This window comes from Gilliamella sp. X-23, assembly GCF_057063545.1.
On record NZ_JBXSQG010000001.1, the window covers coordinates 137,340 to 157,308 of the forward strand.

General features: G+C 34.3%; 19 protein-coding genes and 1 pseudogene. 15 read left to right on the forward strand and 5 right to left on the reverse strand.

Annotation, left to right across the window (positions count from 1 at the left end; all coding sequences use genetic code 11):
- Positions 1 to 16: 16 nt before the first annotated feature.
- The 6 genes from ACYH9I_RS00855 to ACYH9I_RS00880 all read left to right on the forward strand — a co-directional run bounded on the left by ACYH9I_RS00855 (position 17) and on the right by ACYH9I_RS00880 (position 4,523).
- Positions 17 to 475 (forward strand): hypothetical protein, encoded by a 459-nt coding sequence (locus tag ACYH9I_RS00855; protein ID WP_483558169.1) that lies wholly within the window; start codon positions 17 to 19, stop codon positions 473 to 475.
- 256 nt (positions 476 to 731) lie between these two features.
- Complete coding sequence (locus ACYH9I_RS00860; RefSeq protein WP_091346771.1) at positions 732 to 938, forward strand: hypothetical protein; 207 nt, start codon at positions 732 to 734, stop codon at positions 936 to 938.
- Positions 939 to 1,152: 214 nt separating this feature from the next.
- Positions 1,153 to 1,581: a hypothetical protein gene (locus ACYH9I_RS00865; RefSeq protein WP_483558171.1), complete on the forward strand. Its 429-nt coding sequence runs from the start codon at positions 1,153 to 1,155 to the stop codon at positions 1,579 to 1,581.
- Positions 1,582 to 1,911: 330 nt separating this feature from the next.
- Entirely contained in the window at positions 1,912 to 2,268 is a 357-nt protein-coding gene (locus ACYH9I_RS00870) for an MmcQ/YjbR family DNA-binding protein (protein WP_483558173.1), read from the forward strand.
- A gap of 578 nt (positions 2,269 to 2,846) precedes the next feature.
- Complete coding sequence (rhlE, locus tag ACYH9I_RS00875; protein WP_483558175.1) at positions 2,847 to 4,160, forward strand: ATP-dependent RNA helicase RhlE; 1,314 nt, start codon at positions 2,847 to 2,849, stop codon at positions 4,158 to 4,160.
- Positions 4,161 to 4,187: 27 nt separating this feature from the next.
- Positions 4,188 to 4,523, forward strand: coding sequence for a YggL family protein (locus ACYH9I_RS00880; protein WP_483558177.1), 336 nt, complete (start codon positions 4,188 to 4,190; stop codon positions 4,521 to 4,523).
- A gap of 88 nt (positions 4,524 to 4,611) precedes the next feature.
- On the opposite strand, the gene ACYH9I_RS00885 is transcribed toward ACYH9I_RS00880, so the two are convergent.
- Positions 4,612 to 6,204, reverse strand: coding sequence for an ABC-F family ATPase (locus tag ACYH9I_RS00885; RefSeq protein ID WP_483558178.1), 1,593 nt, complete (start codon positions 6,202 to 6,204; stop codon positions 4,612 to 4,614).
- A gap of 226 nt (positions 6,205 to 6,430) precedes the next feature.
- The gene (locus tag ACYH9I_RS00890; protein ID WP_483558180.1) at positions 6,431 to 6,805 is read right to left on the reverse strand and encodes an integrase core domain-containing protein; all 375 of its coding nucleotides are present in this window, start codon (positions 6,803 to 6,805) and stop codon (positions 6,431 to 6,433) included.
- A gap of 105 nt (positions 6,806 to 6,910) precedes the next feature.
- On the opposite strand from ACYH9I_RS00890, the pseudogene ACYH9I_RS00895 reads away from it, so the two are divergent.
- The 4 genes and pseudogenes from ACYH9I_RS00895 to ACYH9I_RS00910 form a co-directional block, all read left to right on the forward strand.
- A pseudogene (locus tag ACYH9I_RS00895) lies at positions 6,911 to 7,003 on the forward strand (riboflavin synthase); the annotation flags it as partial.
- A gap of 101 nt (positions 7,004 to 7,104) precedes the next feature.
- Complete coding sequence (locus ACYH9I_RS00900) at positions 7,105 to 7,659, forward strand: YbhB/YbcL family Raf kinase inhibitor-like protein (protein WP_483558182.1); 555 nt, start codon at positions 7,105 to 7,107, stop codon at positions 7,657 to 7,659.
- Between the two features lie 25 nt (positions 7,660 to 7,684).
- Complete coding sequence (locus ACYH9I_RS00905) at positions 7,685 to 8,467, forward strand: helix-turn-helix transcriptional regulator (RefSeq protein ID WP_483558183.1); 783 nt, start codon at positions 7,685 to 7,687, stop codon at positions 8,465 to 8,467.
- A 170-nt stretch (positions 8,468 to 8,637) separates the two neighbouring features.
- Entirely contained in the window at positions 8,638 to 9,531 is an 894-nt protein-coding gene (locus ACYH9I_RS00910) for a carboxylate/amino acid/amine transporter (protein ID WP_218055899.1), read from the forward strand.
- A 13-nt stretch (positions 9,532 to 9,544) separates the two neighbouring features.
- Here ACYH9I_RS00910 and ACYH9I_RS00915 read toward each other — a convergent pair whose 3' ends face one another.
- Both ACYH9I_RS00915 and yaaA read right to left on the reverse strand, forming a co-directional pair.
- The gene (locus ACYH9I_RS00915) at positions 9,545 to 10,504 is read right to left on the reverse strand and encodes an AEC family transporter (protein ID WP_483558184.1); all 960 of its coding nucleotides are present in this window, start codon (positions 10,502 to 10,504) and stop codon (positions 9,545 to 9,547) included.
- A 10-nt stretch (positions 10,505 to 10,514) separates the two neighbouring features.
- A complete protein-coding gene (gene yaaA / locus ACYH9I_RS00920; protein WP_483558186.1) occupies positions 10,515 to 11,288 on the reverse strand; it encodes a peroxide stress protein YaaA in 774 nt (257 codons plus the stop codon).
- 73 nt (positions 11,289 to 11,361) lie between these two features.
- Between yaaA and ACYH9I_RS00925 the strand changes: the two genes are divergently transcribed.
- The gene (locus tag ACYH9I_RS00925; protein ID WP_174797431.1) at positions 11,362 to 11,589 is read left to right on the forward strand and encodes a YccJ family protein; all 228 of its coding nucleotides are present in this window, start codon (positions 11,362 to 11,364) and stop codon (positions 11,587 to 11,589) included.
- A gap of 6 nt (positions 11,590 to 11,595) precedes the next feature.
- Entirely contained in the window at positions 11,596 to 12,513 is a 918-nt protein-coding gene (gene rnz / locus ACYH9I_RS00930) for a ribonuclease Z (RefSeq protein ID WP_483558188.1), read from the forward strand.
- Positions 12,514 to 12,571: 58 nt separating this feature from the next.
- On the opposite strand, the gene argE is transcribed toward rnz, so the two are convergent.
- On the reverse strand, positions 12,572 to 13,729 hold the full coding sequence (argE, locus tag ACYH9I_RS00935) for an acetylornithine deacetylase (RefSeq protein ID WP_483558189.1): 1,158 nt from the start codon (positions 13,727 to 13,729) through the stop codon (positions 12,572 to 12,574).
- Positions 13,730 to 14,226: 497 nt separating this feature from the next.
- Between argE and ACYH9I_RS00940 the strand changes: the two genes are divergently transcribed.
- Genes ACYH9I_RS00940 through ACYH9I_RS00950 form a run of 3 tightly spaced genes read left to right on the forward strand, consistent with a single transcriptional unit; the run spans position 14,227 to position 19,248 of the window.
- A complete protein-coding gene (locus ACYH9I_RS00940) occupies positions 14,227 to 15,300 on the forward strand; it encodes an HlyD family secretion protein (RefSeq protein ID WP_483558191.1) in 1,074 nt (357 codons plus the stop codon).
- A 13-nt stretch (positions 15,301 to 15,313) separates the two neighbouring features.
- Complete coding sequence (gene rbbA / locus ACYH9I_RS00945; protein WP_483558193.1) at positions 15,314 to 18,112, forward strand: ribosome-associated ATPase/putative transporter RbbA; 2,799 nt, start codon at positions 15,314 to 15,316, stop codon at positions 18,110 to 18,112.
- A 5-nt stretch (positions 18,113 to 18,117) separates the two neighbouring features.
- Complete coding sequence (locus tag ACYH9I_RS00950) at positions 18,118 to 19,248, forward strand: ABC transporter permease (protein WP_483558194.1); 1,131 nt, start codon at positions 18,118 to 18,120, stop codon at positions 19,246 to 19,248.
- Positions 19,249 to 19,969: the final 721 nt, after the last annotated feature.

The window sequence follows — 19,969 nt, forward strand, 5'->3', positions numbered from 1 at the left end:
GAAAAAGGAGTGCTAATTGAAATTAGTAACAAAATATATGTTCCAAAAAGTGCTAAACATTCGTCCCTTGCTTATAGCCTTTGCTATTTGTTATTTGTTTATGATTATTCCTATATTGGCGACTATTAAGTTTGATTCTTATCCAAATATTTACTTTCCTATTATTTATTTGTTTTTAGGTTTAACCCTATTGATCGAAGTTGTTTTATTTGTTTTGATGTTGATAAAACTGTTTACTGAGCCAAATAACTGTCAATTTACCTCGTTTTTAGGGCTGTTTTTCGGCGAACTTTTTTGTATTTTTTGGGGGGGAGCTGTTTACTTTAGTGCTGTGGCTTACAGTTTTGGTTTAAATGAACTTTTTGTCTTTTTATGTGCATTTTTATTTCCTGTTATAAGTGGCTTGGCATATGGCATACTGTTTATTATTAAGGTATTAAGATGGTTGGTTTGCTTTGTGTTAAAACAAAAGTAACGCTATTTTAACCCCCCCCAAGAGCCCAATTTTTCAAAACAATAGCAATATCAAAAGGATTGATTTTATTTAAAAAAACAATACAAAAACTTAAATAAAATCAATATTTTTCCTGACGGTTTTTTGTGTGATAAAAATAACAATTTCATTGATTTTTTGTTGAAAAATTATACTTGCTTTTTTCTTAAATCAGCGCTTATATATACATTGATAAGCAATTGGGCTTATCGCCAATTTTATCAGGAGGAAACTTATCATGGTACAAAAATTTGCTCCATATGGTAGTGATGTTTCGGCTGGTACTTATAAGTGTGCCGATTGCGGCTATATATATTCAAATCAAAGCAAAAAATCGTTACCTCCTTGCCCTGATCATAATAAAAAGCCGCATAGCAAAAATGGTTGGTATATTATGTCTGGGCAGGGTGATTCAGTTAAAGATCCTCATCCAAATAAAAAGTGATTTTAGTCACTTAAGACGATTAAAGGCAGCCATTGGGTTGCCTTTTTTGATTGTGTCGATTTTAGATAATTGCCGTTTTGATGAATATTTTATTCTGATTTATTATTTTTTTCTTATTTTTTGTGTAAAATAACAATCTAATTAGGCTTATTGAAACCAATAATGCCGTTAAAATAATATAACTGGATTAAGATTCAATGTAAGGAATACTGAAGTGAAAAAACGAATAAAATTGGCTGCGCTAGTTTCTGCTTTTTTTATGATTTCGAGCGCGTATAGTACCGAATTGCCTCCGTCAGCAAATATAACTAAAGCCTTTGCGGATAGTGCTAAAAGATCGATATTAGGCGAAGGTGGAACATTTCCGGTTAAAATCGAAGCGGGTTACGAAGTCACTAACATTTTTTATAACCTCAATAGCGTTGTTTTTGAATACAATATGCCAATCGATAGCCAAAGTGCATCAATGGTAGATATCACCGAAGGCATTAGGCTTGGTTTAAATGCTCAATTTTGTGACAAGCAAGACGTGATTGATGTGTTACGTGCTTATGATATTCGCTTCTTGTTCCGCTTTCAATTCACCGATAATCGTAATGTGCCCGCAACATTATCAATTGATGAAATTTGTCAAAAACAATAAGCAGATTATTGATTGTAGCCGTATCAATGCTGTGTTTGCTCTCTTAAAGTAGGTTGTAAAATTACTAGTAATTTTGCAACCTGAGTGTAATAAGAAGTTTTAAGTTAGCATTTTTATTTGTTCTTCATGGTTAAGTTTTGTTTTTTAATGTCAAATTTATCTTTTTATTTATTTCTCTTTACTTTAAAAAATTTAAATAGTTAGCGTAATTATATTTATAATTTTTAAGAAAGATTTTATCCTATCGAAAAACTTAAAAATCGACTAGTTTGTAGGATTAAACAAGCTGTTTATAACTTTAGATTTAGTGAATTGAAAAAGGAAATAACTATGAGCCTGAAAAATAGATTAATAGAATACGCACAGACTTTGAATGAAGTTCAAGTTGATCATCCTTTTAAAAAATTTCCTGATTATAAAGTACTTCGACATAAATGTAATGGTAAATGGTTTGGTTTAATTATGTCAGTTGAGAAAAATAAATTAGGTTTTCGAACTAACGATATGGTAGAGATAATTGATGTGAAATCCGATCCAGAATTGATTTCTATAATAAAAAATAGTTCAGGTTTATTACCGGCTTACCATATGAATAAAAATCATTGGATCACAATAATGCTCGACGGTTCGATATCATTTGAACAAATCATAAATTTATTAAACCATAGTTATAATTTAACGATCTAAACTGTATGGATATAGTTTTTAGGCAATATATAATTAAGCAGTTGGTTTATCCAATAACAAACGTGTTATGGATGACTTCTTGAGTATTTTTTATATAAACTATCTGATCAATGTTTTAGGTAGCATAAAGCCCAGATATTGAGCAGATAGTTTAGTTGAAGTGACTCAAAAATCATATTTTGAGCCCACACTTCGCTACTATAAAGATGAAGAGGCAAATCACGAATATCACGAATATCACGAAAGTTTGCAAAGGTGATATCATCTTTGGCAAAACTGTTAAGGCTAAAAGTGATAAAAGTTAGGCTATTAATACATTTTTAATTCGGTTAAATTTTAAATGCATATATAATCCAACAATAAGGCTGTTATAAGGTGCTAAAAATGTTGGATAAAATGAAGCAGTCTATTGTGAAATTATATTTACTAATATGACTCTAACTTTAGTTTCTGGTTGTAAAATAAACAGTAAATTTTATTATTGAAGATAGACAATAACAAAATAAACAGAAAATATTATGGAATTGCTTTATAATATAAGCGGACAATCCACTTTTCATTTATTTAGGAATCATTTCATGTCATTTGACTCTCTTGGCTTAGATGCTAAGATTTTAAAAGCAATTCAAGAACAAAACTACACAGACCCAACTCCCATCCAACAGCAAGCTATTCCAGTCATTTTATCCGGTAAAGATCTTATGGCAAGTGCGCAAACCGGTACAGGTAAAACCGCAGGTTTTGGTTTACCCATTTTGCAAAAATGGGTTGAACAGCAAGCGCAAGCAATCAATAAACCTGAGGCGAAAAAAGGCAAACGTCCTTTATATGCATTGATTTTAGCGCCGACTCGTGAGCTTGCTGCACAAATTGGCGAAAATATTCGTGAGTATAGCCGTTATTTACCCATTCGGTCATTGGTGGTATTTGGCGGAGTAAGTATTAATCCGCAAATGATGAAACTACGTGGCGGTGTGGATGTCTTAATTGCAACACCAGGGCGATTATTGGATTTAGTGCAACAAAATGCCGTGGATCTTTCAACGATTAAAATACTAGTGTTGGATGAAGCTGATCGCATGTTAGATATGGGCTTTATTCATGATATTCGCCGTGTGATTGCTAAATTACCTAAAAAACGCCAAAATTTGATGTTTTCGGCAACTTTTTCTGATGAAATAAAAGTATTAGCGCAATCGATTTTGCATGCCCCAGAATTGGTTGCTGTTGCGAAAACAAATAGCGCTTCAGAGCAGATCACCCAATATGTGCATCGAGTTGATAAACGTCGTAAACGTGAATTGTTGTCTTATTTAATTGGTAAAAATCAATGGCAACAGGTGTTGGTTTTTACTCGCACGAAATATGGCGCTAATCACTTAGCTGAACAGTTGACTAAAGATGGTATAAAAGCGTCTGCCATTCATGGCAATAAGAGCCAAGGCGCACGCACTAAAGCTTTGGCAGATTTTAAAAGTGGACAAATTAGAGCATTAGTCGCAACCGATATTGCTGCTCGCGGTCTTGATATTGAGTTACTGCCTTATGTGGTTAATTATGAACTTCCACAAGTGGCAGAAGATTATGTGCATCGCATTGGACGAACAGGACGTGCTCAAAATGAAGGACAGGCTATTTCGCTGGTATGCATTGATGAACTTCCTCAATTAAAAGCGATTGAAAAGTTAATTAAAAAAACGATTCCAGAATTAACAACTCAAGGTTTTGAAGTTGATCCTAAGATTAAAGCTGAACCGATAAAAAAATCATCACAAAGGCGAGCACCACCAAAAAGAGGAAGTGTAAGCGCAAACCGATCGTCGCAGTTCAATCAAAATGGTGTGAAATCATCAAGCCGACATAATCACACTAAAAATAAACAAACTAATTAATATTTAATAATGTAGAAGGAAACTATTATGGTAAATCGCAGCAGACGTTTACGAAAAAAATTACACATTGAAGAGTTTAAAGAGTTAGGCTTTACGGTTAGTTGGTCTTTTGACGAAGGCACAAGCGAAGAGACTTTAGATAATATCGTTGATCAGTTTATTCTTGAAGCTATTCAACCCAATGGTTTAGCTTATGAGGGAAGCGGTTATTTAAATTGGAAAGGGATTATTTGCACCCAAAAATTAGGGAACTGTACTGAAGAACATCGTGACATTGTCACAAAATGGCTAGAAACTCACGGTCTGAAAAATGTAAAAACTAGTCAACTTATTGATATTTGGTGGGATGAATTAGATTTCTAATTTAATTATTTGAATTATTTCAGTTAGAAAAAAAGCCACATTAGTCAGTGGCTTTTTGTGATCAATTGATATGTTTATACTAGACGTATCATTCAATTCCTTGACTACGCAAGTAATCTTCATAATTACCCGTATAATCAATTACTTTTTCTGGGGTGATTTCAACAATGCGTGTTGCCAGTGAGCTAACAAATTCACGGTCGTGCGAAACAAAAAATAGTGTGCCCTGATAAAGCTCTAATGCCATATTGAGTGATTCGATAGATTCCATATCTAAATGGTTAGTTGGTTCGTCCATAACAATAATATTAGGACGTTGCATCATCAATTTACCAAATAACATACGTCCTTTTTCACCACCAGATAAGACCTTAACTTGTTTTTTAATATCGTCTTGTGAAAATAGTAATCGACCTAGAATACTACGCACGGCTTGTTCATCGTCGTTTGGTTGTTTCCATTGGCTCATCCAGTCAAATACCGTTAAATCGCCTTCAAATTCGTACTCATGATCCTGCGCATAATAACCAATATTTGCATTTTCAGACCATTTTATATCGCCTTGCTCAGGAGTCAGTTCGCCCATTAGCGTTTTTAATAATGTGGTTTTACCAATACCATTAGTCCCTAAAATAGCAACTTTTTCGCCCACTTCAACCATGAGTTTAAGATTTTTAAAAAGAGGGCCATTGTCAAAGCCTTTGGTAAGGTCTTCAGCAACAAGCGCATTACGAAATAGCTTTTTATCTTGCTCAAAACGAATAAATGGATTTTGCCGACTAGAAGCTTTGACTTCTTCAAGTTTGATTTTTTCAATTTGCCTTGCGCGTGATGTTGCTTGTTTTGATTTTGATGCATTGGCACTAAAGCGACTAACAAAGGATTGCAGTTCACTAATTTGTGCTTTCTTTTTGGCATTGTCGGCTAACAAACGCTCTCTCGCTTGCGTTGATGCGGTCATGTAATCGTCGTAGTTACCTGGATAGATGCGCAATTCACCATAATCTAAATCTGCCATATGGGTACAAACCATATTCAAAAAATGGCGGTCATGCGAAATAATGATCATAGTACTTTCGCGTTGATTTAAGGTATCTTCAAGCCAGCGGATTGTATCAATATCTAAGTTATTGGTTGGTTCATCTAGTAATAAGATATCTGGATTTGAAAATAGGGCTTGGGCTAATAATACCCGCAACTTCCAACCTGGTGCGATTTCGCTCATTAATCCGTAATGTTGCTCAATTGGAATACCAACACCTAATAATAATTCGCCAGCCCGAGATTCGGCACTGTACCCATCCATTTCAGCATATTGGCTTTCTAAATCAGCAACTTTAAAGCCATCTTCTTCACTCATTTCAGGGAGTGAATAGATGCGATCTCGTTCTTGCTTGATCTCCCATAATTCGGTATGTCCCATAATTACGGTATCAAGGACGGTAAATTCTTCAAAAGCAAACTGATCTTGGCGTAATTTACCGAGTCTTTCATGTGGATCTAAAGCCACATTACCTGATGTAGGCACGAGATCGCCTCCAATAATTTTCATAAAGGTGGATTTACCACTGCCATTAGCGCCGATTAGACCATAACGATTACCGTTGCCAAATTTAACCGAGATGTTTTCAAATAATGGCTTACTGCCAAATTGCATTGTGATGTTATTTGTACTTAACACGAAAATTGACTCTCTTTAAAATGCGTTTTGCTCAAAAGCAATAATTAGCCTTTGCATGACGTCGCGAAAATATAAATTGGCGCACATTATGCCATAATTAATCATTTTTGAGGATCTTTGTTTTAGATAATGGCATTTAGGAAGGGTATATTTAATTTAATTATTAATATATTGTAAAGTATAGGAAAATTCCGTGATGTTTACACTTCATAATTAAAATAATCCTCTAAAGCTCATAAGACGTTTTCCCCGAAATCGCTTTATGCGGTTTAACCATATTATAATAGTTAATAAATCGCTTAAGTTTTTGTCGTCTATCTTTTGAATCTTCGAATATTTGCTGATTATGCCACATCGCCATTAAAGTTCGTATGACTCTTTCTGCTTTTCTATTCGTTTGCGGGCAGGCAGGTTTTGTAAATTTTTGATTGATAGGATGATTATTACATGTTTTAACAAATAGGTGTTCACATGTGTCTTGATATTCACGCCCATTATCGGAATAAATACATTCAATGGTATAAGGACATTGGGCTAACACATCATTTTGTAAAAAATAGTGCTGAGCTAAATTGGGATTTATCGGGGTAAATGATCGCATAGAGCTTACGTGAAAAATCATCGATACCAACGAATAAATAGTCTCTAGTTTGCTGTTTCGTTTCATTCTTAAGTAAAGGTAAACGTTTGGTATCAACTTTAGATGAAAAAAGTAGGGGACAAAGTCAAAATTGAAATTGACTCACAAACTCAAGCCATTGTTGATATGGTTGAACGAGTATTAGCCGCAAGAGAATGATAATATTAATCGAATTTGTGTCATATTTAAGCTAATTTGTGCTGATTATAGATTGAAAATTCCTTATGATGGCTTTTATTTAATAGTTAAAAGAGGCTAACATGCGTATTTTGTACAAAGCGAAAGCCATTATTTATAGTACATTATTATTGAGTACAAGTTGCAGTTATGCGGCGCAATTACAATTAACTAGCACTGATCTTATCGATAAAGGGTTTACTGCTCGGTTTATATCCAATCAATTTGGTTGCCAAGGCGAAAATATATCTCCGCAAATTTCATGGCAAAATCTACCCAAAGCGACAAAAAGTTTAGTATTAACTATGTATGATCCTGATGCACCAACGGGTTCTGGCTGGTGGCATTGGGTGATTGTTAATATTCCTGTACAAACGCCGCTTATTAAACAATCAGCAGGAAATAATCCCAATTTATTACCTAAAGGAAGTAGGTTAGTACGTAATGATTTTGGCGTGATAAATTACGGTGGTCCATGTCCTCCGCTAAATTCGACTCATCGATATCAATTTATACTTTATGCACTAGACATTGATCACATTGAGGTTGATGAACAAACCACACCAGCTTTAATTGGTTTTATTGCTAATTCGCATCAAATAGCGAAGGCAGATATGATTTACTCCTACTCACGTTGATATTGTTTAATAGGCTATTAGGATTATGGATTTTGCTTCAATTGGTCGAGTGACTTATATAACACAACGTTGTAATCAAACCCTAAAGCAGATTCAAAGCAATGATCCTATGATTGTCTATGTCATAAATGGCGAAAAACAGATTGAATGTGAGGGCGAATATTTTAAGGTAAAAACAGGTCAATTAGTCCTAATTCCAGCAGGTAATTTAATGAATATCAATAATTTTTATATTGATGATAAGGATTATCAAGCCATCTGTTATTCTTGGCATGCACAGTTACTAGATCAATTTGCTTTATCTCATCTTTGTCAGAGTAGTCAAATTCTTAAAAAAATTAAAGTTGAAACAATATTACCTGAAACTTTTATTACTCGATTGATACAGATTAAAACAGAATTATTGACACATAACCAATGCAATTCTAATCTTGTTAAACATTTATTTATTGAATTATTAATTAGATTATCTGCATTTGGTGTGTATTTTCCCCTGAATAATAACCCAAAAATTAGCCAAAAAATTCGCGAAATTATTAACCAGCAGCCAGACAAAAAGTGGCAGGCAGCAGAAATTGCTAAACAATTTGCTATGAGCGAATCAACTTTACGACGACATCTTGCTTTAGAAGGATATAATTTATCCAAAATTATCTTAGATATAAGAATGAATTTTGGTTTAATGCTGTTACAAACTACCCAAAAAACGATCCTACAAATTGCCCAAGAAGTGGGATATGAATCAGGCTCTCGTTTTGCTTTTTACTTTAAACAACGTTTTGGTTTTTCACCAAAGAGGCTACGTTAGTCAATTTTTTATCACTAACATTTAATTTTATTTATTAAATTTTTTTATGCGTGTTCATTACCGTGGTTTCTCAAATTACTGTATATAGCGACAATTGTTCTTACAGGTTGTCAATTATTTTCTCATAGTAATCAATTTTTATGATATAAAGTTTACAAGTGTTAAGCCAATTGATACGATCTGTATCTAGTTATTTTTTATATTCATCAATTATGCTTTATCTTATTTTTGTGACAATTATTTGGTCATTCTCATTTAGTTTTATTGCGGTTTATTTAAGTGGACAAGTCGATTCTTGGTTTGCTGTTGTAATGCGAGTGCTATTTGCCTTTATAACTTTTATTCCATTTTTACGTTTTAAAAATATTCGTTTTAAGCAGATGTTGCTTTTAATGGGAGTAGGGGCATGTCAATTAGGGATTATGTACTTTTTTTATTATAATTCTTTTCAATATATTTTGGTGCCTGAAGTTTTATTATTCACTATTTTTACACCAATCTATGTCACGGTTATTTATGATCTATTGCAACAACATCCTTTAAGGCTTAGCTATCTTTTAATGGCAATTATTGCAGTAGTTGGTGCAGCCATTATTCGTTATGATCATATTAGTGCCAATTTTATTATCGGTTTTTTATTAATTCAGGGCGCCAATATTGTTTTTGCATTAGGTCAAGTAGGGTATAAAAGGATTATGGAGGTTTATCCAATGCCCCAACATCAAGCTTTTGCTTGGGTTTATTTTGGAGCAGTGATTGTTGCCAGCTTTGGCTGGCTGCTGTTTGGTGATGCATCAAAATTACCAACAACTAATTTGCAATGGGGAATTATTATTTGGCTTGGAATAGTGGCTTCTGGTGTGTGTTACTTTTTATGGAATTATGGTGCAACCAAAGTGGATTCGGGCACTTTGGCTATTATGAATAATGTAGTTATCCCAACAGGAATTTTAGTGAATGTAGTGATTTGGCATCAATCCATTGATTGGGGGCGATTTTTAATTGGTAGTACTGTTATTATTTTTGCCTTAATTTTACATAATAAATTTAAACGTATTAAATGATACTCAATCAAGATTAAGCAAAAGGTAACTGCAACATAATAGATAAAATCAATGGCGTTGTGATAGAAGACAGCGTCGTTGATATTAGCAAACTAGAAGCAATAGGGCCTTGCAATACTTCAAACTGCCTTGCCATCATATAACAATTTATTGCGATTGAAACCGAACTGAGTAATACCACTACTTGCAATTCTAAAGTTGGTAGTCCGATGAGCTTACCTACAATATAAGTAACAATAGGTAACACAGTCAATTTTAATGTGCAGATAGCTGTTGTAATTAAAAGTTTATCTCGAATTTTATATTCAGCCAGCCCCATTCCTAAAACAATTAATGAAAGAGGTGCTGTCATCTCACTAACCATTTTTGTTGATTTATCGATAAAGTTAGGTAACGGTAAACCAATAAAATTTACTACAATACCTGTAAAAATTCCAATAATAATGGGATTTTTTGATACATTTTTAAAGGCTTTAACAATCCCTTTAGTTGAAAATTTTCCCATTTGCACAAATTCAATAGAAACCGTTGCAAGGGTCCATAAAATTAACGCATTAAAGATAACAATAATGGCAACAATAGGGATAGCACTATCGCCTAATAACATTTTGATAATAGGAATACCAACAAACACGGTATTGGTGTAGATGCTACCCATAGCAAACATTGTACTTTCTGAACCATTTAACTTAAATAGTTTAGATGCAATTAAGCAGCCAATCGCAAAGACGATAAATGATCCACCAAAAAAGACGAATAACAGTTTTATATCAATTTGTGAATGTTCAGAAAAATGGCTCATGATCTGAAATAACATGATGGGAAATGCAATATAAAAGGTAAATTTGGTTAAGCTATCGGTGACTGTTTTTTGCCAACGACCTAGTTTAACTGCTAGAAAACCTAATAAAATTAACATAAAAAGGGGCAGGGTAGATAAAAACTGCGCCCATAATGTAGTCAGAAATTCCATCGTTATTACTTTATTGATGATTGCGTATGAAGTACCATTCTAAGTCAGTTGAGCGTTTTGAATCAAATTGATAGCCCTCTAGATTAAAACTTTTAATATCTTCACTTTTTTCAATGCAATTTTTTATAATATATCGGCTCATCAGTCCACGTGCTTTTTTAGCATAAAAACTGATAACTTTATAGGTATCTTTGTTTTGATCTAAAAAGATGGGCTGAATAATAGTTGCGTTTAATTTTTTTGGTTTGATCGCTTTGAAATATTCGTTTGAGGCTAAATTGATTAATGTGCGATGTGATGATTTGGCTAGTTCGCTATTAAGGTGTTGAGTTAATTTATCGCCCCAAAATTGATAAAGATTAGTGTTATCGCCATTTTTTAAGCGGATACCCATTTCTAACCGGTAAGGTTGAATTAGGTCAAGTGGTCTTAAAATACCATAAAGACCTGATAATATTCTTAAATGAGATTGTGCAAACTTTAGATCTTTATCAGTAAAATCTTCAACATGTAATCCTTCGTAAACATCACCTTTAAAAGCAAGTATAGCTTGTCTTGCATTTTCAAGATTAAAATCACTATGCCAATTTTTGAATCGCTCATAATTGAGTTCTGCTAATTTTTCACTAATAGACATTAATTTAGACAAATTTTCAACACTTAATTTTTGACAATCTTGAATGAGTGTTTTAGTTGAGTTAATAAATTGAGGAAGTGTGTAAGTTTGGGTTAATAATGATGATTGGTAATCCAAAGTTTTCGCTGGTGAAATAATTGTTATCATATGTATTTGGCCTATTGTGTTTTGCAGGAAATAGGTTTATTTTACCTCTAATTCAACTCAAAGGAGTAGCAAAATGAACATCGATAAAAAAGAAATACATGATATTAAATCTTGGGCTTCAGTTCGTGAAACCTCGATTGAAATTGCAGAGGCGATTTTTGAGCTAGCTAACCATGATGAAAAACTTGCCGAACAAATTTGGTCGGAAGGTAATGATGAAGTATTGAAACTTGCGTTTTCTAAAACCAAAGCCGATAAGTTGTTCTGGGGTGAGCAAACTATTGAGCGTAAAAATGTTTAAATCTTTATGAATTTAACTTTTTTAGGGACAAGTGCTGGTTCCCCAACAGCAGAGCGCAATGTAAGTAGTATGGTGCTTGATCTTAGACAAGAGAGGGGTAAGTTATGGCTTTTTGATTGTGGTGAGACAACACAAATGCAAATGCAAAAAGCCAAATTTAGCCTTGCTAAACTTGAGATCATTTTTTTAACGCATTTACATGGTGATCATGTATTTGGACTACCGGGAGTTTTAACGTCTCGTTCTTTGATGCAAAATCAATCACCTTTAACATTGATTGCTCCTAAAGGAATTAAACAACTTATCGAAACGATTATTGATATCAGCTCTTCTTGGTTAACCTACTCCCTTAATATCATTGAACTTGAAGAAGACGGCATCGTTTTTGAAGATAATAAGTTTCAAGTTGAAGCAAAATTATTACAACACCGTGTACCATGTTTTGGTTATCGTATTATTGAAAAAGATCTGCCTGCAACGCTTAATATCGATAAATTAGAACAAGATAATATTCAGATTGGTTCTTTTTATAATGATCTAAAAAATGGTAAAACAGTAACCTTAGCGGATGGTCGAATCATTCATGGTAATAATTATCAAAATAAAATTAGGAAAGGTAAAAAAATAGCGATATTAGGCGACACTACCCCTTGCCAAACTTCAGTTGATCTTGCTAATGACGTTGATTTACTTGTTCATGAAGCTACACAAGAACATGCTTTAGCCGAAAAGGCGATTGAGAGAGGTCATTCTACCACAGTTCATGCTGCAACTATTGCCAAACAAGCTAATGCAAAAAGACTTATTATGACCCATATAAGCCCCAGATACAGTTTGAATGATAATAAAAAGTTAGTTGATGAAGCAAAAAGTGTCTTTGTTAATACTGAAATTGCTACCGATTTTGCAACCTTTCACGTTTAATTAATCAAATTTCTTTTATTAAACTTCGCCGAAATTATCGGCGAATTGAGATAATTGATTAAAGACAAAAATCCTTAATTAGCCTTTCTATAGTTACTTTGGTTGGTTTTAAAAAGTCCATTGAAATAAACTCATCCGGTTGATGTGCTTGTTCGATTGAGCCAGGTCCTAATACAATTGTCGGCGAGATTTGATTTAAGTATGGTGCTTCGGTGCTATAGTTAACCGTTTCGGCACTATGACCAACTAATTTTTCAATATGCTGTAATGCTGGATGATCTTTTTTACATTCATACCCCGGAATTGGCGCAACCTCATACTGTATCTCAATTCGATTTGGGTATTTATCCATAACGGGTTGTAGTGCTTCGCAAAGTGCATGATAAAGTGAATCAACATTGTTATCGGGCAACACACGAATATCAATCACAAGCTCACAACAACCACAAATACGGTTGGCCGCATCGCCACCATGAATAACACCTAAATTTAGGGTAGGGTAAGGTACGCTGAACCCGTCATTATGGTATTGTTCTTTAAATTTCTGTTTTAGCACTAACAAGCGTTCAATGACTAAATTCATCACTTCGATAGCGTTAATGCCTTTATCGGGATCGCTTGAATGTCCTGATTTACCAATCACTTTAATAGAATTAGAGATAAACCCTTTATGTGCGCGAATTGGGATTAACGATGTTGGTTCACCAATGATAGTGCAGTCAGGTTGTAGTTTGGTATTCTTGGCAAAAAATGCCGCACCAGCCATTGATGTTTCTTCATCGGCAGTAGCAAGGATATAAATGGGTTTAGTTAACTTTTTAAGATCAATATCACGCAGAGTATCTAAAATAAAGGCAAAAAATCCTTTCATATCAGCGGTACCAAGCCCATACAGCTTATTATTTTCTTCGGTTAGTTTAAAAGGATCTCTAGTCCACAGCCCATCGTCAAACGGAACAGTGTCACTGTGTCCACTTAACAATAACCCGCCTTGTGTTTTATTTTCGCTGTTTGAATAAGTAGCTAACATATTATATTTATGACGAGTATTTGGAACGGGTTGGATATCAATAACAAAACCTAAATCTTCGAACCAACTTGCTAACTTATCGATAAGTGGTTTGTTAGAATAATCTAATTGCTCGTTAGTAACGTTACTAATTGTTGGTGTTGAAATTAATTCATTATATAGTGTTAAAAAAGATGGTAGTGTCATAAATTCACCTTTAAATGACAAATCAAAGATATACTTTTAATAATGTTATAAGCATACCATTTACATTATTTTTTGCATACAACTAACCATGTGCTTTCAATTAATGTTTTATGTTTTGATAGTATTCAATATGTACATTAACTAATTCATAGTTAGCTGATTATGACTTAAATTGATTACTAAATTTGTTGATTACATCACCATATTGTTAATAAATTATTTGAAAATATAAAATGATAAGTCTGTTATTATAAGTAGCTTATCAATTAGCAACAGGTATATCACCATTATTGTGTCACGTAGTGATGTTACTAATTCCAGATCTATTAATAAAATATAAAACTATCCTTTTTTAGCTTTTATTGCGATTGTTTTATGAACAGATTTTATTTGCCATAAACATTTGATACTATCTAATCAATATAGCCAAATAACCTTTAACGATTTGTTATTTCGTTAAGATTTTCTATAAATCGTTTTAAAAAATAAGGTATTATATGAAAAATATAAGCAGGAAGTGGATTGTTATTGCAGTTGTCATTGTTGCAATTATTTTTATTTTATGGCAACAATTGAAGACAGATGGATATGGTTCGAATTTTGCCAGTGGTAATGGACGCATTGAAGCAACCGAAATTAATATTTCAGCTAAATTAGCTGGTAGAATTGAAAAAATTAATGTTGATGAAGGCGATTTTGTTAAAGCTGGCCAACAACTAGTCGTTATGCAGACTGACACTTTACAGGCACAATTAAACGAAGCACAAGCGCAATATGGGCAAGCAATCAGTAATGAGGCTAGTGCTCAATCACAAGTTGAATTAAAAATGAGCGATAAAGTCGCCGCTCAAGCCGGTGTAAGTCAACGTGAAAGTGACTTAGATATTGCATCTAAACATTTAAATAGAACTACTGCGCTTTATCAGAAAGGTGCATTGTCCATCCAACAATTTGATGATGATACCGCTAAATTTAATAGTGCTAAAGCAGCGTTAGATTCAGCAAAATCTCAAGTTACAGCGGCAGATGCTGCTATTGCTGTTGCTAAGGCCGGTGTTGATAGTGCTAAAGCCGCTATTAATGTTGCTAGCGCTAATATAAGACAAATTCAAGCTGATATTGATGATAGCACTTTAATAGCTCCTGTTGATGGTCGTATTCAATATCGCATTGCTCAGTTAGGTGAAGTTGTACCATCGGGTGGTAAAGTACTAAATTTAGTTAATTTATATGATGTTTATTTAACTTTCTTTTTACCTGAAACTGTTGCGGGTAAGGTGGCTATTGGTGATGAAGTCAGGCTTATTTTAGACGCGTTACCAGATAAAGCGATTTCAGCTAAAATTTCGTTTGTTTCAAGCGTTGCCCAATTTACGCCAAAAACCGTTGAAACAAAAGATGAACGTCAAAAATTGATGTTTAGAGTTAAAGCACAATTAAGCCCTGAATTATTAAAATGCTATATTACTCAAGTTAAAACTGGTTTACCAGGTGTGGCTTGGGTTAAACTTGACCCTAAAACGCCATGGCCTGCTGGTTTATCTGATATTGCAAAATGTCCAACCGAATAATTGGAGATAGCAAATGTCAGATTCAGACAATAAGAATTTGGTTTTATTAAACGAAGCTAAATCCATTGATGATGCAGTGGTAAAAGTAAGCAATGTCACACTGCATTACAAAAAAAATTGTGCGCTCAATAATATTAATTTAGCCATTCCACCGCGATGCATGGTGGGTTTTATTGGGCCTGATGGCGTGGGTAAATCGAGTTTATTATCGCTGATCGCTGGTGCGCATGTTATTCAAGAAGGCTTAGTGTATGTTTTAGATGGTGATATGAAAGATAAGTCGCACCGTAAAAATGTTTGTACACGTATTGCCTATATGCCACAAGGATTGGGCAAAAACCTTTATCCGACTTTATCGGTTGAAGAAAATTTGCAATTTTTTGCTCGTTTGTTTGGTAATGATGCGGCTGAGCGTCGTCGCCGTATTGATGAATTAACGCGTAGTACTGGATTATATCCATTTTTATCAAGACCAGCAGGGCGACTATCTGGTGGTATGAAGCAAAAGGTTAGCTTATGTTCGGCGTTAATTCATGATCCGGACTTGTTAATTCTTGATGAACCCACAACGGGGGTCGATCCACTTTCCAGAGCCCAATTTTGGCAGTTAATTAACAAAATTCGTAAACAAAGACCGCAAATGAGTGTGATTGTGGCAACCGCCTATATGGATGAAGCCCAAAACTTTGATTGGTTAGTTGCGATGTATGGCGGTAAAATTCTTGAAACTGGCACACCAAAATCCTTACTAGCTAAGACAGCAAAAGATAATTTAGATGATGCATTTATTCAGCTCATGCCAGAAAGCGCTAGACAAGGTTATCAAACTGTCGAAATTCCACCTTTAGATCTTAATAAAGATTTGCAAATAGCTATAGAAGCAAAAGGTTTAACGAAACAATTCGGTAATTTTATTGCAGTTGATCATGTTAATTTTTCAATTAAACAAGGTGAAATATTTGGCTTTTTAGGCTCAAATGGCTGTGGTAAATCAACCACCATGAAAATGTTAACGGGTTTATTACCGATTTCATCAGGTGAGGCGTGGTTATTTGGTAAGCCGGTTGATGCCAGTGATATTAATGTTAGGCGTCATTTAGGATATATGTCTCAAGCATTTTCTTTATATAGTGAGTTAACGGTCAAACAAAATCTAGTTCTACATGCGCGTCTGTTTGGTATTGAAGAAAGTAAAATTTCCTCTCGTGTTGAAGAATTACTGAAACGTTTTGGTTTAGAACAAGACGCAGAAAATCTGCCCGATAGTTTACCTTTAGGGGTAAAGCAACGGCTTTCATTGTCAGTTGCCGTTGTGCATAATCCGCAAATTCTTATCCTTGATGAACCAACATCAGGTGTTGACCCCATTGCTCGTGATGATTTTTGGCGTTTAATTATCGAACTTTCTAGAAAAGATAAAGTAACGGTGTTTATCACAACTCACTTTATGAATGAGGCCGCAAGATGCGATAGAATTTCATTAATGCATGCGGGTAAAGTATTAGCAAGCGATACGCCAGATAACATTATCAGCTCCAAAAATGCTAAAACACTAGAAGAGGCTTTTATTAACTATCTTGTTGATGCAGGGGCTGATGATAGTAATGCAGAAGAACATTCTGTTGAACCACCAAAAGAAATACTCAATCAAGCAACAAAAACATTACCAAACCATCACCTTCAAGGATTTAGCCTTACCCGTATGATAGGTTGTCTATGGCGTGAGACTCTTGAATTATCTCGCGATCCTTTGCGAGCATTATTAGCGTTATTAGGCTCAGCAATTTTAATGTTGGTTATGGGATATGGCATTACGATGGATGTTGAAGATCTGCGTTTTGCTGTGCTTGATCGCGATCAAAGTGTAATCAGCCAAAATTATACTCTAAATTTGTCGGGCTCTAAACGTTATTTTATTGAAAGGGCACCTATCACTGATTATAACGATATGGATGCGCGGTTACGCAGTAATGACATTGCTTTAGCGATTGAAATTCCACCAAATTTTGGTCGTGACATACAACGAGGCGATCCCGTTGATATTGCCATTTGGATTGATGGGGCAATGCCACTACGTGCCGAAACAATCAAAGGCTATGTGCAAGGCATGCATCTTGCTTGGTTAAGTGAAAAAGTAAAAGAAGTAACAGGAAAATCCTCAACTAGCTTGGCAAATATAGAAACAAGATACCGCTATAATCCTGATATCAAAAGCTTACCTTCCATGGTACCGGCGGTAATACCTATTTTATTATTAATGATTCCATCAATGCTGGCAGCTTTATCGGTCGTACGTGAAAAAGAGATGGGTTCGATTATCAATTTATATGTAACACCAGTAACTAAAGCTGAATTTTTGCTAGGCAAACAAGTGCCTTATATCATTATTTCTATGTTTAGCTTTTTATTATTGTTATTTATGGCAATCACCATTTTTGGTGTGCCTGTAAAAGGAAGCTTGTTTACTTTGTGCCTAGCTGCATTTGCTTACTGTATTATTTCAACTGGTTTTGGCTTGTTGGCTTCGACTGTCACCCGTAGCCAAATTGCTGTTATCTTTTTAACTTGCGTAGGGACAATGTTACCAGCAATTCAATTTTCAGGATTGCTCAACCCTGTCGCATCTCTAGAAGGCGGTGGCCGTTATATTGGCGAGGTTTATCCAACAACGCATATGCTAATTATTGCTCGTGGTGTGTTTAATAAAGCGCTTGGTTTTATCGATCTGCATAATTCAATATTTACTTTATTGGTCACAATCCCTATTGTGTTGGGTGCCAGTATTTTTCTTCTTAAAAAGCAAGAAGGATAGATATTATGCAAAGTTTAATTAATATTTATCGCTTAGGAATTAAAGAATTATGGGGGTTATTGCGTGATCCTATCATGTTGCTATTAATTGCCTATTGCTTTACCTTTGATATTTATATTGCTGCAACGGCCACTTCTGACTCGTTACATCATGCCTCGATTGCGGTTGTTGACGAAGATAACTCCCCCTTATCAAGGCAAATTATTACAGCCTTTTATCCGCCAATGTTTAATACTCCTGTTAAATTATATTCAATGGATGATGTCGATCGTGGTATGGATACGGATAATTATACGTTTGCTTTAAATATTCCGCCTAATTTTCAGCGTGATGTGCTAAATAATCAAAGTCCAGAAATTCAACTCAATATTGATGCAACCAGAATGGGGCAAGCGTTTGTCGGAAATGGTTACATAACGCAAATTATTACTGGTGAAGTGACTGAATATGTCAACCGTTACAGTAAGGTAACAAATTTGCCTGTTAATATACAAGTGCATACTGCTTTTAACCCTAATTTAACGCGATCTTGGTTTGGTTCGGTCATGGAAATTATCAATATTGTGACAACATTATCTATTATATTAACGGGTGCTGCCTTAATGAAAGAGCGCGAACATGGTACGATTGACCATCTTCTTGCCATGCCTGTTACCCCTTTGGAAATTATGATATCCAAAGTATGGTCAATGGGGCTTGTGGTATTAATATCAACTTGGGTAGCGTTGTTACTTGTTGTTCATAGTTGGTTAAATGTACCAATTGCAGGTTCGGTAGCTTTATTTTTGATTGGTGCAGCGCTACATCTTTTTGTGACAACGTCACTTGGTGTTTTTATGGCAACAGTAGCTAAATCCACTGCGCAATTCGCAATGTTACTTATTTTAATTTTATTACCACTACAAATGCTATCTGGAGGGAGTACTCCGCGCGAAAGTATGCCAGAAATTGTGCAAAATATTATGATGTTTGCTCCAACAACGCATTTTGTTGAATTAGGGCAGGCAATATTGTATCGAGGTGCAGGATTAAGTGTGGTTTGGACTTCGTTCGCATGGTTATTGGCAATTGGTACCGTGTTCTTTTTAATTGCTTTAAGACGGTTTCGTAGTTCAATTGTGAATATGGGATCATAACATCGCTTGTCCATGCTAATGCGACCTATGTTGAGCAAGATTATGGTAATGATAGTCGCCAAGGATTGACTTATATAAATAATAAAGCAAAGCAATTAGCATGCCTTAGAACCGACTTATAAAGTCGTTGTTCCACTATATGGTGTTTCTTTAAAAGCTAGATGAAATAAAATTGCATTAAACAATAAAAGGGACAAATATGTTGTTACTGTCTATTGCGATAAATCTGTTGATCATTCATATAAGAAGAAATGGGGGAGCAATGTTCCCGTTTATAATGAAAAAAGAAACTCTATTCTAATTATTGAATAACAGCTTTTAATCACTATCAGACAAAAAGGTGATTTTGATAAAATAAAAAGATAAAGAAGTTTTTTTTAAGATAAAATTAGTCTAAATTGCATTACGCATTTTACAATATGGCGTAAATGATTTACATTATGTTAATCATTAATTGATTATTAATAAACAAATTTTTATATATTGTTTTCTCTTTCTATCTTCATTATATAAATATCAGCAAAATATCTTTATAGCAGTAATTTGATATAAACAAATTAAATCAGGCAATTAACTGTAATTTTAGTGGTTTTTATAGCAAATAAAGCATGATGAAAACTGTTGTTTAGGGAATTTTAGTGCAATATTAATTTTTACCATACTTTAACATTTGTTTTTTGTTTTTACTTATTTGTTGTTTTTTAAAGAAATAAATTGCTAT

Coding starts and splice junctions, on each gene's coding strand:
- ACYH9I_RS00900 (WP_483558182.1), top strand. CDS start 7,105: ATGCGTATTTTGTACAAAGCGAAAGCCATTATTTATAGTACATTATTA.
- ACYH9I_RS00890 (WP_483558180.1), bottom strand. CDS start 6,805: ATGCGATCATTTACCCCGATAAATCCCAATTTAGCTCAGCACTATTTT.
- argE (WP_483558189.1), bottom strand. CDS start 13,729: ATGACACTACCATCTTTTTTAACACTATATAATGAATTAATTTCAACA.
- ACYH9I_RS00950 (WP_483558194.1), top strand. CDS start 18,118: ATGCAAAGTTTAATTAATATTTATCGCTTAGGAATTAAAGAATTATGG.
- ACYH9I_RS00940 (WP_483558191.1), top strand. CDS start 14,227: ATGAAAAATATAAGCAGGAAGTGGATTGTTATTGCAGTTGTCATTGTT.
- ACYH9I_RS00870 (WP_483558173.1), top strand. CDS start 1,912: ATGAGCCTGAAAAATAGATTAATAGAATACGCACAGACTTTGAATGAA.
- rnz (WP_483558188.1), top strand. CDS start 11,596: ATGAATTTAACTTTTTTAGGGACAAGTGCTGGTTCCCCAACAGCAGAG.
- ACYH9I_RS00915 (WP_483558184.1), bottom strand. CDS start 10,504: ATGGAATTTCTGACTACATTATGGGCGCAGTTTTTATCTACCCTGCCC.
- rhlE (WP_483558175.1), top strand. CDS start 2,847: ATGTCATTTGACTCTCTTGGCTTAGATGCTAAGATTTTAAAAGCAATT.
- rbbA (WP_483558193.1), top strand. CDS start 15,314: ATGTCAGATTCAGACAATAAGAATTTGGTTTTATTAAACGAAGCTAAA.
- ACYH9I_RS00905 (WP_483558183.1), top strand. CDS start 7,685: ATGGATTTTGCTTCAATTGGTCGAGTGACTTATATAACACAACGTTGT.
- ACYH9I_RS00880 (WP_483558177.1), top strand. CDS start 4,188: ATGGTAAATCGCAGCAGACGTTTACGAAAAAAATTACACATTGAAGAG.
- yaaA (WP_483558186.1), bottom strand. CDS start 11,288: ATGATAACAATTATTTCACCAGCGAAAACTTTGGATTACCAATCATCA.
- ACYH9I_RS00925 (WP_174797431.1), top strand. CDS start 11,362: ATGAACATCGATAAAAAAGAAATACATGATATTAAATCTTGGGCTTCA.
- ACYH9I_RS00860 (WP_091346771.1), top strand. CDS start 732: ATGGTACAAAAATTTGCTCCATATGGTAGTGATGTTTCGGCTGGTACT.